Source organism: Mesorhizobium sp. P170090, from assembly GCF_057786115.1.
The window spans coordinates 5,409,048-5,422,324 of sequence record NZ_JBYNWH010000001.1; the positions used below are offsets into that span (position 1 = coordinate 5,409,048).

At 60.3% G+C, this 13,277-nt stretch carries 13 protein-coding genes; 8 read left to right on the forward strand and 5 right to left on the reverse strand.

What is annotated here, in order from left to right; genetic code table 11:
• Positions 1-52 precede the first annotated feature (52 nt).
• From AC3EML_RS26150 to cyoD, 5 genes are all read left to right on the forward strand, one after another.
• Positions 53-943, forward strand: a complete 891-nt coding sequence (locus AC3EML_RS26150) for an MBL fold metallo-hydrolase (protein ID WP_023668030.1) — start codon at positions 53-55, stop codon at positions 941-943.
• Positions 944-1,138: 195 nt separating this feature from the next.
• Entirely contained in the window at positions 1,139-2,104 is a 966-nt protein-coding gene (gene cyoA, locus AC3EML_RS26155) for a ubiquinol oxidase subunit II (RefSeq protein WP_081732326.1), read from the forward strand.
• A 2-nt stretch (positions 2,105-2,106) separates the two neighbouring features.
• Entirely contained in the window at positions 2,107-4,107 is a 2,001-nt protein-coding gene (gene cyoB / locus AC3EML_RS26160; RefSeq protein WP_352521551.1) for a cytochrome o ubiquinol oxidase subunit I, read from the forward strand.
• Positions 4,104-4,790: a cytochrome (ubi)quinol oxidase subunit III gene (locus AC3EML_RS26165; RefSeq protein WP_023815896.1), complete on the forward strand. Its 687-nt coding sequence runs from the start codon at positions 4,104-4,106 to the stop codon at positions 4,788-4,790. The genes cyoB and AC3EML_RS26165 overlap by 4 nt, the downstream gene beginning before the upstream one ends.
• Positions 4,787-5,197, forward strand: coding sequence for a cytochrome o ubiquinol oxidase subunit IV (gene cyoD, locus AC3EML_RS26170; protein WP_023668026.1), 411 nt, complete (start codon positions 4,787-4,789; stop codon positions 5,195-5,197). Before AC3EML_RS26165 ends, cyoD begins: the two co-directional genes overlap by 4 nt.
• A gap of 73 nt (positions 5,198-5,270) precedes the next feature.
• On the opposite strand, the gene AC3EML_RS26175 is transcribed toward cyoD, so the two are convergent.
• On the reverse strand, positions 5,271-8,600 hold the full coding sequence (locus AC3EML_RS26175; protein ID WP_352521496.1) for a DEAD/DEAH box helicase: 3,330 nt from the start codon (positions 8,598-8,600) through the stop codon (positions 5,271-5,273).
• Positions 8,601-8,813: 213 nt separating this feature from the next.
• Here AC3EML_RS26175 and AC3EML_RS26180 point away from each other — a divergent pair, with 213 nt between their 5' ends.
• The 3 genes from AC3EML_RS26180 (at position 8,814) to AC3EML_RS26190 (ending at position 10,374) form a co-directional block, all read left to right on the forward strand.
• Positions 8,814-9,749 carry a Crp/Fnr family transcriptional regulator gene (locus AC3EML_RS26180; RefSeq protein ID WP_245260616.1) on the forward strand — a complete coding sequence of 312 codons (936 nt, stop codon included), beginning with the start codon at positions 8,814-8,816 and terminating at the stop codon, positions 9,747-9,749.
• Positions 9,750-9,768: 19 nt separating this feature from the next.
• Entirely contained in the window at positions 9,769-10,005 is a 237-nt protein-coding gene (locus AC3EML_RS26185; RefSeq protein WP_023668023.1) for a DUF6894 family protein, read from the forward strand.
• 192 nt (positions 10,006-10,197) lie between these two features.
• Positions 10,198-10,374 carry a hypothetical protein gene (locus AC3EML_RS26190; RefSeq protein ID WP_023687819.1) on the forward strand — a complete coding sequence of 59 codons (177 nt, stop codon included), beginning with the start codon at positions 10,198-10,200 and terminating at the stop codon, positions 10,372-10,374.
• Here the strand turns inward: AC3EML_RS26190 and AC3EML_RS26195 are convergent.
• From AC3EML_RS26195 to AC3EML_RS26210, 4 genes are all read right to left on the reverse strand, one after another.
• Positions 10,336-10,950, reverse strand: coding sequence for a response regulator transcription factor (locus AC3EML_RS26195; protein ID WP_352521495.1), 615 nt, complete (start codon positions 10,948-10,950; stop codon positions 10,336-10,338). The genes AC3EML_RS26190 and AC3EML_RS26195 overlap by 39 nt on opposite strands.
• A gap of 242 nt (positions 10,951-11,192) precedes the next feature.
• Positions 11,193-11,723 (reverse strand): DUF1003 domain-containing protein, encoded by a 531-nt coding sequence (locus AC3EML_RS26200; protein WP_352521494.1) that lies wholly within the window; start codon positions 11,721-11,723, stop codon positions 11,193-11,195.
• Positions 11,724-11,743: 20 nt separating this feature from the next.
• On the reverse strand, positions 11,744-12,802 hold the full coding sequence (locus AC3EML_RS26205; RefSeq protein ID WP_352521493.1) for an alpha/beta fold hydrolase: 1,059 nt from the start codon (positions 12,800-12,802) through the stop codon (positions 11,744-11,746).
• 128 nt (positions 12,803-12,930) lie between these two features.
• The gene (locus AC3EML_RS26210) at positions 12,931-13,185 is read right to left on the reverse strand and encodes a hypothetical protein (protein ID WP_023714654.1); all 255 of its coding nucleotides are present in this window, start codon (positions 13,183-13,185) and stop codon (positions 12,931-12,933) included.
• Between the last annotated feature and the right edge of the window lie 92 nt (positions 13,186-13,277).

The following is a 13,277-nucleotide window of genomic DNA, read 5'->3' on the forward strand; positions in this document are numbered from 1 at the left end:
CGCCGTCATCCACTCGAGCGGCTGCTCGGCAACAACAGAGGCATGGGATCACATGACCGTTCAGATTCGACTTTCCGAGATCGACCACGCCAGGCGCGAGGATCGTGGCGACGGCGCTTGGAGCATCGCACCGGACCTGGGTTACTTGCGGCTAGCAATCGTCAATGTCGTGTTCTTCGGCGCACCGGGCAGCGGAGATCGGAACTGGGTGCTGATCGATACCGGGTTGCCGACGTCTCGCAGCAGCATTCTAGCGGTCGCGGAAAAGCGGTTCGGCGTCAACGCACGGCCGGCTGCAATCATCCTGACCCATGGCCATTTCGACCATGTGGGAACGGTTCTAGAACTCGCAAATGGCTGGGACGTGCCTGTCTTCGCCCATCCACTCGAGCACCCCTATTTGGACGGAACCACATCCTATCCGCCACCGGATCCCTGGGTTGGGGGTGGATTGATGGCGCTGCTTTCACCGCTTTTTCCACGCGGGCCAATCGATCTTGGCAGCCGTTTGCAACCCTTGCCCGCCGATGGATCGATCCCCGGAATGCCCGGATGGCAATGGCTGCACACACCCGGACATGCCCCTGGGCATATCTCGCTCTGGCGCGAGCAAGACCGCTCGCTCATCGTAGGAGACGCTTTCATCACCACCGGTCAGGAGTCGGTCTATGAAGTCGCCATTCAGGATCTCGAGATGCACGGTCCGCCGCGCTATTTCACGCCAGACTGGGATGCAGCGGAAAGGTCCGTGAAGCATCTGGCTGCCTTGGGCCCCCAGATGGTCATCAGTGGGCACGGCGCGGCTGCTGCGGGAGTGGGCATGCGTCAGGCTCTCGACAACCTGGCTGAGCGGTTCAGGGTATTCGCCGTCCCGCCGAAATTGAAATTCGTGCGCGAGCCAGCGTCGCCGATAGCTAGGCCAATCGAGCCGCCATCGTTCTGAAATTATGGTCGGATTGGTCCAACGCGGGACATCGGACAGAGTAACTCGTCCAGCGGAACAAACCCAGCCGGCGACAGTTGGGGCACTCGCTTAGGGGCGACACCCTGCGAAGTGCCGCGAGGTTCCGCGCCATGGGGAGGCTCAGATGGAAACCCGATGAACGCATGCCCCTAGCACGCGTTCCCGCAAAGAGAGATTGCAGAACCGGTGTTGTTGCCATCCAGCCCTAAGTTGACACGCCAACTGCTCTGTATCCTCGGAGGCGCATTCTTGCCCGGTTGCGCGGGGGGAGTGCTCGATCCCCAAGGACCAATTGGCGTCGGCAATCGCACGATCCTTTTGAACTCGCTGGCGGTGATGCTGGTGATCGTTGTTCCCACGCTTGTTGCGCTTCTGGCATTCGCCTGGAAGTTCCGCGCCTCGAACAGCAACGCCCGCTATAACCCGGAGTTCACCTATTCGGGACGCGTGGAGTTGATCGTCTGGTCGATCCCGACGCTCACCATCCTGTTCATTGGCGGTCTGATCTACTACGGATCGTATCAGCTCGATCCGCGCAAACCGATCCCTTCTAGCCAGCCGCCGCTCGACATTCAGGTGGTGGCGCTCGACTGGAAATGGCTGTTCCTCTATCCCGAGCAGGGCGTGGGCGCTGTCAATCAACTGGTTATCCCCGCCGGTGTTCCAGTGCGTTTCAAGTTGACCTCGGCCAGCGTGATGAACACGTTCTTCGTGCCCCAGCTTGGCAGCATGGTCTACGTCATGAACGGCATGCAGACCGAATTGCATCTGCAGGCCGACCGCGAGGGCAGCTTTTTCGGCCAGTCGGCGCACTTCAGCGGCGACGGCTTCTCGGATATGAATTTCAGTGTGAGCGCGGTTTCAGCCGATGCCTTCACCCGCTGGGCGTCATCGCTGCGTGGCGGGGGCGGCGTGCTGAATGCCAATGCCTATCGCGAACTCGCCCGGCAAAGCACAAATGTGGCGCCGGCTTCCTTCGGTCATGTCCAGCCTGGGCTGTTCGAAGCGGTCGTTCAGCAGACGCTCCCACCGGGTCCGGGGCCTGCTGAGAGCGCAGCCAGCGGCGAGCCACAGGTGAGCCCAAGGGCATTCCCCCCGGCGGCGGCAACGATGACCCATCATCCACAAGGCGCAGAATGACGATGCTGGGCAAGCTCGACTGGTCGGCCGTTCCTTTCGATCAACCTATCCCCCTCGGCGCAGCCCTTGGCGTCTTTCTGGCAGCAGCCGCCGTGCTTGGCTGGATAACGGTGAAGGGCTACTGGCCATATCTGCGGAGCGAGTGGATAAGCTCGGTCGACCACAAGCGCATCGGCGTGATGTACATTGTGCTGGCGATGCTCATGCTTCTTCGTGGTTTTATCGATGCTATCATGATGCGCACACAACAGGTGCTGGCGATTCACGGGCCGGGTTACCTCCCGCCGGAGCATTACGACCAGATCTTTTCCGCGCACGGCACGATCATGATCTTCTTCGCCGCGATGCCGTTCATGATCGGCCTGATGAATTTCGTCGTGCCGCTGCAGCTTGGCGTACGCGATGTCGCTTTTCCGACGCTCAATTCCGTCAGCTTCTGGCTGACGGCTTCCGGAGCCCTGCTGGTCAACATCTCGCTTGTGATCGGCGAGTTCGCGCGCACCGGCTGGCTGCCCTATGCCCCTTTGTCGGAAACCGCCTACTCGCCGGGCGTCGGTGTCGATTATTATCTGTGGGCGATCCAGATCTCCGGCGTCGGCACGCTGCTCACCGGCGTCAACCTGGTGACGACCATCCTCAAGATGCGGGCGCCGGGAATGGGCTATCTGCGAATGCCGATGTTCTGTTGGACCTCGCTCGCGTCCAACCTGCTCATTGTCGCAGCCTTCCCGATCCTTACCGCCACGCTCGCAATGCTGACGCTGGACCGGTATCTCGGCTTCCACTTCTTCACCAACGAAGCTGGTGGAAATCAGATGATGTTCGTCAACCTGATCTGGGCGTGGGGCCATCCCGAAGTATACATCCTGGTGCTTCCCGCCTTCGGAATCTTTTCCGAGATTTTCTCGACTTTTTCATCGAAGCCGCTGTTCGGATACCGTTCGATGGTCGCGGCCACGATGTTCATCTGCATCGTCTCGTTCATGGTCTGGCTGCATCACTTCTTCACCATGGGTGCCGGAGCGGACGTTAATGCCGCCTTCGGCATCGCCACGTCGGTCATTGCCGTGGGAACCGGTGTGAAAATCTACAACTGGCTCTTCACCATGTATGGCGGGCGCGTTCGTTTCGACACGCCGATGCTTTGGGCACTGGCTTTCGTGACCACCTTCACCGTCGGCGGCATGACTGGCGTCCTGCTTGCCGTCCCGCCGGTCGACTTCGTGCTACACAATTCCCTTTTCCTCGTCGCGCATTTCCATAACGTCATCATCTCGGGCGTGTTGTTTGGAGCATTCGCCGGCTTCACCTACTGGTTCCCCAAGGCGTTCGGCTTCCGTTTGCACGAAGGCTGGGGAAAGGCGGCATTTTGGGTCACCTTGGCCGGCTACATGCTGGTCTTCGTACCGCTCTATATTGTCGGTCTGCTCGGCATGACGCGGCGCCTGCAACATATCAATATGGACCTTTGGGCACCGTGGCTGGTGGTGGCCGCTTTCGGCGTGGTGGTGATGATCGCCGGCGCGGCGCTGCAGATCACACAGCTTTTCGTTTCGATCCGGCATCGCGACAAGTTTCGCGACGAAACCGGCGACCCGTGGGACGGGCGTTCGCTGGAGTGGTCGACATCTTCTCCTCCTCCTGTCTTCAATTATGCACGGCTGCCTCACGTGGAAGACGAAGAGCCCTACTGGAGCATCAAGCAACGAGGGATCGGACAGAGCTCGGACGAGGAAAAGGCATATGAGCCGATCGAGATGCCTCGCAACAGCCCGACTGGCTTCGTCACCGCCTTCTTCAGCACACTGATCGGCTTCGCGCTGATCTGGCATATATGGTGGCTGGCGATCGTCGGCTTCATCGGCGCCTACGCAACCTTCGTCGTATTCGCCTGGCGCGATCATGGAGACTACGAGATCCCTGTCGACGAGGTCGCCCGCATCGACCATGACCACAAGGCAGCCCAGTTTGCCCGGCTGCGCGGGTGGGAGCGCCCGGCATGAGCGATCACGCATTCTCCGGCGACATCAGCGCCGGCACCCAGGCACAGGACCCGTATCGGCTTAATCACACCGGTCGGCATGCGGTGCGCTCTGCGACGGGCCACGGAGAAGGCGGCCCGGCCTCAAAGTTCGTCACGGTGACCTACGGCTTCTGGATCTTTCTCCTGTCCGACATCATCATGTTCTCGGCATTTTTCGCCGCCTACGCCGTGCTCGCCAAGGCAACCGCCGGCGGACCGACAGGCAAGGATCTGTTCGAACCGACACGGGTTGCGGTCCAGACGGGCCTTCTGCTCACTTCGAGCTTCACCGGCGGCGTGGCAACACTCGCCACCCGTCGCAGATCAATGGCTGCCACGCAGTTCTGGCTTCTCGTCACGGGGTTGCTCGGGGCAGCGTTCCTGTTCCTGGAACTACAGGAGTTCGCGGCAATGATCGGCGAGCAGGCAGGCCCCTCGCGCAGCGCATTTCTTTCTGCCTTCTTTGCGCTCGTTGGCTGCCACGGTGCCCACGTCGGTCTCGGCCTGCTCTGGCTGGGAACGATGATGGCGCAGCTGTGGGTCAAGGGCTTTCGGCCCGACATCTTGCGGCGGCTCCACTGCTTCGGGCTCTTCTGGCACGCCCTCGACATCATCTGGGTTGCCATCTTCACCCTGGTCTATCTGCTGGGAGCATCGTCATGACCGAGTTCGAGAGCAAGACCGGCGAGTTGCAGGACCGCCGCGATTCAGCGCCGGGCGAGGAACACATAAGCGAGCACGAAACGGCTGGGGGCCTCTCGGGCTATGTGCTCGGCTTCGGGCTGGCCATCCTGCTCACGATCGCATCATTCCTGGCGGCGCGAACCGATCTGATTTACCAGCCCGCGGTCATCTCGGCCCTGGTGGTGCTCGCTGTTGCGCAGATGGGCGTGCATCTTGTCTTCTTTCTGCACCTGACCACCGGGCCGGACAACACCAACAACATCCTGGCGCTGGCCTTCGGCGTGCTGATCGTCGCGCTGGTGGTTCTGGGCTCTATCTGGATCATGGCCCACCTGAATGAAAACATGGCTGCCATGACACCCCATCAAGCCGGAACCATGCCTTGAACGCTGCCCTGCGAACGCACGGCCGCCCACAGTGCACCATTCGCACCGATGGCCCCAGGAGACAAAAGGCTCGTCAGATCTCGTGCTTTGGCTGGGCTGCGCGTAGGGCATCAAGCGCTAAGCGAACCGCATCGATGCCTGAGACGCTGGGCTGGATCGGCCTGAAAATCAGGCGGCCGTTCCGGTAGTCCAGGCCCAACGCCTTGCCGTTCCGCCATTGGGACGCCGACGGCTTGTTCCGAGGGGTGATCGCGATGGCCTCGGGACCCACATCGACTTTGCCGACGCCCAATTCCGACGCTGCTATTCGCAACCTGGTAAATTCCAGCAAAAGGGCTACTTCGCCAGGCATGTCTCCAAAGCGGTCCTCGAGCTCTTCGCTGAATGTATCGAGGTCCGGCTCCGAACGGATGCGGGAGAGCCGCGCATAGAGGCCAACGCGCACCGTAGGCTCGTCGACATAGCTCTCGGGAAAAGCCCCCTTTCCCGAGCCATTGATCTCGGCAAGTTGCTTGCTGAAGTTGGCCCCTCCGCCAGCCGCCGAGACCGCCCGCTCCAGCAAGTGCTCGTACAAGCCCACTCCGATCAGCTTCATATGCCCGGCCTGGTCTTCGCCGAAAAGATCTCCGGCCCCACGCAGGTCGAGGTCTCTTTGACTGATTGCCAGGCCGGAGCCGAGCCGATCGAGCGCAAGCATCGTCGAAAGCCGGGCCCTGGTGCCGTCGGCTAGTTCAACGCCAGGCTGGGTCAGAAGAAACGCAACGGCCTGCACCGCCCCCCTTCCGACCCGGCCCCGCAACTGGTGCAACTGCGCCAGACCGAACCTGTCGGGGCGCCAAACGATGATGGTGTTGGCCCGCGGCACATCGAGGCCGCTCTCGATGATGTCGGTGCTCAACAAAATGTCGCCATCACCGCCGGCGAATCCGACCATGACTTCGTCCAGCTGTCTCCCCTTCATTTCACCATGCGCCGTCTTGACCCCGAGTTCCGGCACCAGTCTGTTCAGCTGGTCACAGGCCGGGGCAATATCCTCGATCCGCGGGACCACGAAGAAGCTCTGTCCACCCCGGTGAAATTCACGCAGGAGGGCCGCGCGCACCGATGCTGGATCGAACGCTGCCAAGATCGTGCGAACGGGACGTCGTTTGGCGGGTGGAAAGTTTAGAACGCTGACGTCCTGGATGCCCGACAACGCCGATTGCAGCGTCCGGGGTATCGGTGTGGCGCTCATGCTCAGCGTATGGAGGCGAGGCGTCATGGTCCGCAGGGCCCGCTTCAACTTGACCCCGAACCGGTGCTCCTCGTCGATCACCAGCAGTCCAAGATTGGCGAAGGTGACGCTCCTGGACGCCAGGGCCTGAGTACCCACAACGACCGCAACCTGGCCGCTCCGCAGACCCTCTTTTGCCGCTCTCGCCTCCGCTGCCCCGACCATCCTAGAAAGGTGGGCGACCTGCAGGCTGGTTCCTGCGAAGCGGCGGCTGAACGTCTCATAGTGCTGTCGTGCCAACACCGTTGTCGGTGCTATGATAGCAACCTGTTTCCCGCAGAGAGCGGCGGCGGCGCAAGCACGCAGGGCGACCTCTGTCTTGCCGAAGCCGACATCGCCGCAGACGAGCCGGTTCATTGTTCTTCCCGACGAAAGGTCATCGAGCACAGCGCGAATGGCGGCCGCTTGGTCGGGCGTCTCCGCATAGGGAAATTTCGCCGCAAAACGGGCCAAGTCCGTGCGGGAGGGCTTCATGATCTCGGCAGGCTGGCTGGACCTGATTTTGGCAAGACTCAAGAGGCGTTTGGCCAGCCTGTCGATCTCGCGCAACGCAGCTTCGCGTCGCTTCGGCCAGCCCTCGCCGTTGAGGCGATCAAGCGACACTGCCTCCGGTTCCGAGCCGTAGCGCCATATTCGTCCAAAGTCGTCGACCGGAACCAGCAAGGAAGCCCCGCCATGATATTCCAGTCTGACGACATCCTGTTGCTGGCCAGCCAACTCGACCTGTTCGACCGCGGCGAGCACGCCCAGGCCATGGTCTTCATGGACGACGACATCGCCAATGCGCAACTCGGGTTCGAGTATGCCCGTGGTCGCGCTCCCGTTCGCCTTCAACGCGGGACCAAACAGGTCGGATGCGGCCACCACGGCGATATTGGATTGCGCGTCGACAAACCCTTCGTCGAGGACGAATTCAGCCTTGAGAAGAGAGCCCCTTGCGGCCGAAAGGATTTGCGGCAAGTCGGCCGCTTCCTCTGCCCGCCGGCCTAGTCTCCTATCGAGCAGGCGATCTGCTCGCTGCAATTCAGAGGCATCGCCGGTGAACACTACTCTGACTCCGGCGCTCGTCTGCCTTGTGACGAATTCCGCGAAATCATGCCCGGGTCGGGCCTGGCGGAAAAATTTGGGAACTCCCACGGCAGAAACGGCAAGTCTCACGCAGCAGCGGTTAAGCAGAGCAGCGTCCCACTCTTCACGGGATAGGTAAAATCGTCCCGGCAAAGGTTTTTTCGTTCCGGCTGCCTCCTGCCTGGCACGACGTGCATCCTCGACCAGATCCAGAACTCTGCCGAGCGGCTGCCCGTCGGTCCCTTCAAGGAAGGAGATCGAGGCGCTGGAAGCCGCATCGAAGACGGACGGCATAGCGCCATACGATGCGACCAGGCGCTCCTCCATCGACGTCGCGCGCATCGCTGTCAACTCAGGATGCTCACCAGCTTTAAAGATCAGCTCGGATGCCGGTCCGACCGTAATCGAGTCTCGAACCTGATCGCTGAGCTGACTGAGCGGGTCGTAGGTCTTGAGCTGCCGGATGCAGGCATCGGGATCAACGATGACGCGAACGGGGCCATCCGCGCCAGCAGGGAAAATATCGATGAGATCGCCCCGAAAGGCTATCTCACCCGGTTCGTCGACCCTCTCGTCGACGACATAGCCAATGGCTTCGGACCTGGTTCTGAAATCGTCACGGTCGAGCTTTTGTCCCACCTCCAGAATTGTGAAACCGCCAGCGATGACCGGAGCAGGCGGCACCCGCTGCAGAATGGCTTCGAGCGACATCACAGCGATGCGCGGGCGATCCGGCTTCGTTGCGATCTCACGCAACGCACGAAGCCTTCGCCCCATATTGGCGCGTGTGGGCCACACCCTGTCGTAGGGCAGGCAATCCCAGGACGGCAGCAAGATTATATCCGCGTCAGGCAGGAACTGACGCAAGGCGCCGGCGATCTCCTCGGCACTGCGTTCCGAGGGAGCTATATGGATGATGTGCTTGTCCCGACTGGTCTCCAGGCCACGGGCCAGCGCTACCGCGATTGCTGAGGATGGCGGTCCGCCGTGCTCTATCGCAAACCCGCTGTCATCCGTGTGATCGATTTGTTCGACATCCGTCCGCGAAATATGCCTGTTCACTGAAATCTCACCTTGCCACTGAGACAACGTCAGCGGAGCCACCCCGTTCCTGGCGGCGCATCAAAGAGTTTCAGGACGGGCTGCGGGTGCAGCCCTTGAAATGGGCGGAGCGACAGGGTCAAAGCTGCGCCGTGATCGGCGAACTCCTGGGGCTGGCTGCCCAGCGGGAAAATTTCTAACCGAGCCTATGTCATAGGTTAATGCATTGCTGCCTTGCTCACCTATGGCTGTCCTAAAAAACTGGTGCTTCGATCATTCCGGGATCTTCAACCACGCTCGACGCTGGCAAAACGCTCCAGGCATGGGACCATGCCGCACGGCGGCGCCTTCTGCCGCCGCGCATATGTCCCCATGCCAGTCGGAACTTTTGGCGCGGATAATAGTTCGATCACCAACATCAGCCAGGTAGTCAATTTGTTCCCCACCTCATCCTCGGATGTACTCATTCGCAAGCTTCAGACCATCTCGGATCTTCGAGAGGCCGACATCGGCGTTCTGAAAGGCATTCCGATCCAGGAGAAGGAATATTCGGCCAACCACGATCTGGTGCGTGAGGGCGACCGTCCTGTTTACTCGTTTATCGTTCTTGATGGCTTGGTCGGTTCCACCAAACATACGGGCGAAGGAAAGCGACAAATCACATCATTCTTCGTCGCCGGCGACATTCCTGATCTGCATGGGCTGCATCTGTCCGTCATGGATTGTAACTTCTCGACCCTTACGCCGGCCCGAGTAGGTTTCATGCGGCATGACACTCTGCGTGCCGTTTGCGACCAGCACCCTCGCATCGCCACCGCTTTTTGGCGGTCGACGTTGATAGATGCCGCGATTTACAGGGAGTGGGTCATCAATGTGGGAAGACGAGAGGCATACACCCGCATGGCTCACATCCTGTGCGAACTGATTTTTCGCTTGCGCTCCATGGGGCGCATTGAGGATCACGTGGCGGATATCCCCATTACACAGGCGGCCCTTGGCGATGCACTGGGTTTGTCCACGGTCCACGTCAACCGGATGCTCCAGGAACTACGACGCAGAGGCCTCATTGCCACCTCGGGATCAAAAGTTCACGCACTGGACTGGGCTGGCCTCACTCACGCAGGAGATTTCGACACGACCTACCTGCACCAAAGGAACCCCGCAGATTAGCAGTGACGGAAGCTCTCCGATGGCACGATTTTTCTTCGACAGCGGCGATGGCGATCTCATCTTCGAGGACGAAATAGGTGTCGAATGCGCTGGCCTCGAGGAGGTCCGCCGCGCGGGATTCGAGGGCCTTGTCGACCTCACGAGAGAGTCACTGAAGAGCGTCGACGGGCAGCAATTGTTTATCGAAGTGCGCGATGAAAATGGCGCCAAGATTTTGCGGCTGAGCCTCTCGCTTCGGGTAAAATCGAACGTATAAATTTGCACTCTACGCGCAGCGTTAGGCGAGCGGACTGGGACTGCAAACATCCACTGGCGTGTCGTGTCTCAAAACCAGGGCCACTTTTGAGCGACATGCATTAACCCATAGATTGTGCCTCGATTTGTGTACAGGACGGGGAACCATCAAAGAGCCGCCGAGTTCGTCCAACGGACAAGCTCGGAATCTAACATGGAAGAAATCGGCAAGGCACAACAAAAGGTCATAGCCCGCCTCATACGGGAGTGGATTTCATCGGACGCCAATCGTCGCCAGCTTCGCCAGTTGCTGGATCTGCCGACAGACGCGGACATGCCCAGCGAGCATCGATCATTGCTTGACGAACTCGACCGAAAGCTCAACCAATGAGCGCCTCTGCTTTCGGGAGGGCTTCCGAGTGTATGCGAGCCGGTGGCGAGGGAAAGGAGCTGAGGTCGACATCTGGTTGAGGCCGCCGACATTTGACCCAAGCAGACGCGAACGCTTTACGCCGGACGGCGCCGATCGGCCGAAGAAAGAATGTTCGGTGGTTTCGTGGAGCCGCGGTCCAATTCCTAGAGGTGAGTTTCTGCACCTTGCTGCGCGTTTAAAAGTTGAGAAACGGCAGTTATGATCTGCGGCAGAAAAGGGCTTGGTGATCATTATGCTGTTGGGCACACCTTCCGCTCCCCAGTGTACCGCGCTGTCGCCACTGATATAGACAACCGGGATGGTCGAGTTGGACCTTCGCAAGTGCCGAGCGACCTCCCACCCCGACTGTCCTGCTCCCAGACGGATGTCCGTGAGCACGGCCTTGAACTTGGTCGGATCGGGGTCGAAAGCCGCCAGCGCCTCGGCGGCACTCCGAGTGCCGACCACCTGGAAGCCGGCCTCCTCCAAAGCTGACTCGAGGTCGAGCAGGATCATTGTCTCATCTTCGACGATCAGAACAGCACCTTCGCTCACCCGGAATCTCCCCAAGCCGCTACCGCTAATACGATTTCGGCGTCAACTTGGTTCCATCTGACGCGCAGCAGCCTTTGGCTATCGAAGCTCTACGCTGCCTCGATTGCGCGGCGGACTTGTGACGTCGGGAAGCCACCCTGGAAAAGGCCGACACCGGCTTAGCTGCTTCGACAGCCTTGGACAATGAGGCTGAATTACAGGTTGTAGCCGACGCTGAACCGTCGCCGACGAGGTCGCTTTGATCAAGCGTTCTCCTGATCTTCAGAAGCTTGCTGGATTTGCGTCATCACCTTTTGGGGATCGACATTCTCGGCGAGTTCCGGCAGCTCTTTGTCGGCCGGGGTCGAGATATTCAGACGCGCCGTGAAGGCAGCCACCATCTCGATCAGCCGCGTGGTTTCATGTTCGTTTAGAAGGCTGATCTGCAAATCCAGTTCGGCTCGCCGCTCGCTGTGTGCGGCCATTCTGTTCTGATTGATCAGCACGAAAGTAGACAGGAAGATTGCCTCAACCGAGGCGACCATGGCCAGGATCACGAAAGTCGGGTCCCAGGCTGGGACGGCTGGTATCGCGCCAAGGTTCGCGAGGACCCAGACGACAAGAATTGCAAGGTGCAAATAGACGAAAGTCATGCTTCCCGCGAAGCGCGAAACAACGCCGGCGACCCACGCTTGGACACCTTGGTGCTCCTCTTGCTGTCGCCTGTGCTCGACCAGGGCCTGTATGTTCTGGTGGAGCACCGACTGCATGTCGGCTGGACGTTGGTCGCTCATTTGAAAGCCCCGTTTGGAGATCATTCCGTGCAAGCGGCGTCGCTTATCGCCGGTGGCTCCCACGAGGCCGGATCTGCCTTGAACTCGACGGCACGAGACTTGGGTCGCTGCCGACGGCCCCCTTGGGACAAGGCGTGCCCTCCTGCAATAGTGTGCACCATGCCGACCACTGCCTGCGGGGCGCTCTGATGAACCATGTGGCCGGCGCCCGGAACCACCTCAAGGAGAGACCCACCGACTTCCGCGTGCAAGCGTCGTGCATCGCGTTGCGCGTCGAACAAACGATCCCCGGATCCCGCCATGATGCCGGTGGGCACGGCAATGTCCCTATAGTTGGCTTTTCCCAACAGGGACGCGGCCAGCATCGATGCTGTCTCCAGAGAAACCGCCCGCAGTTGGGAAGGGCGGCTGGCGACATCTTTGGCAAGTGCGGCGAACTCGCCGGCGACGACGGCGGGTTTAAAGATCTTCTCCATTGCCCAATGCCAAGCAAGCCTTACAAGCGGCGGCAGCAAGGTGTGACGAAACGCGGTGCCGATCACAGGCAGTGCAGGGAGTGCGGCCAGTGCAAGATCCAGCCGCGGCGGCGGATAGTAATAGCCCGAGACCAGCACGATGCCGGCGACCGATTGAGAATGCCTGCGCGCCAATTCGAGGGCGATCCAAGCTCCCCAGGAATGTCCAAGCACGAGGTATTTCTCTATACCCAGCCCGCAGGCGGCGGCATGTATAAGGTCGGCTTGGTCGCGAGCGGACCAACGCCGGCCGCGCGGCCGTGAGCTTCGCCCAAAACCGGGACGATCAAATGCAAGCACCCGATAGGTCTTTGCCGCCTCATCGAAGATGCCGCTCGACTTGAAATCCTCCGCCATGGATCCATTGCCATGCAGGAGAAGCAGCGGCATGCCGGTTCCGGCTTCGATAAAATGCAGGCGCACACCATCGATCTCCATCACACGTCCGCATGCCCGGCCGGCAATCGCACGTTTGGCGCGGATGGCGTTGTATGCCGCCAGCGCCGCCAACGAGGCCGCGAGCAACCCGGTCGCGAGTTTCGGTCCATCTCTGTCGAACGCCATGCCCGTGCCTGTTGGAAACTATCTGCCGACCCCAACTCTCGGGGCGAAAGCTTGTTCCGCCAGACAAGACAACGCTGTACAACCGGCTCAAGCGGCTAAAGTAGGCCTTCTCCATGGAGTTGGGACCGTTAAGCCTGGGCAGCACTGCTGCCTCCCATTTTCCAATCACCCTGCCAACGTGCGCGCACGGCAATGATCAGCATGGCCGCTTCCGTCATCCCGGTCTGGAAAAGTCTGACCAGCTCTCTCGCGATGGATTCTGCCGCGGTAGTGTCCGACGAAATCTCAAATTCCTGACACAGCGCGTCGAAAACCGACCGAAGCGTTTTCAGGTCGTCTGGATAGAGAGCGTCCGTATTCGTAAGAATGGGTCGGTCAAGCATCAAACGTCTCCAAACGAGTGAAGTGCGGTTCGGGCACCCAGCCAGCGGGAGCTCGTCAAGTGCCCGCTGGTTTCCCCTTTATCCGCCACAGC

Excerpts from the sequence above, each read along its gene's own strand:
- AC3EML_RS26150 (WP_023668030.1), top strand. The coding sequence starts at position 53 with ATGACCGTTCAGATTCGACTTTCCGAGATCGACCACGCCAGGCGCGAG.
- cyoB (WP_352521551.1), top strand. The coding sequence starts at position 2,107 with ATGCTGGGCAAGCTCGACTGGTCGGCCGTTCCTTTCGATCAACCTATC.
- AC3EML_RS26165 (WP_023815896.1), top strand. The coding sequence starts at position 4,104 with ATGAGCGATCACGCATTCTCCGGCGACATCAGCGCCGGCACCCAGGCA.
- cyoD (WP_023668026.1), top strand. The coding sequence starts at position 4,787 with ATGACCGAGTTCGAGAGCAAGACCGGCGAGTTGCAGGACCGCCGCGAT.
- AC3EML_RS26185 (WP_023668023.1), top strand. The coding sequence starts at position 9,769 with ATGGCACGATTTTTCTTCGACAGCGGCGATGGCGATCTCATCTTCGAG.
- AC3EML_RS26190 (WP_023687819.1), top strand. The coding sequence starts at position 10,198 with ATGGAAGAAATCGGCAAGGCACAACAAAAGGTCATAGCCCGCCTCATA.
- AC3EML_RS26200 (WP_352521494.1), bottom strand. The coding sequence starts at position 11,723 with ATGAGCGACCAACGTCCAGCCGACATGCAGTCGGTGCTCCACCAGAAC.
- AC3EML_RS26205 (WP_352521493.1), bottom strand. The coding sequence starts at position 12,802 with ATGGCGTTCGACAGAGATGGACCGAAACTCGCGACCGGGTTGCTCGCG.
- AC3EML_RS26210 (WP_023714654.1), bottom strand. The coding sequence starts at position 13,185 with ATGCTTGACCGACCCATTCTTACGAATACGGACGCTCTCTATCCAGAC.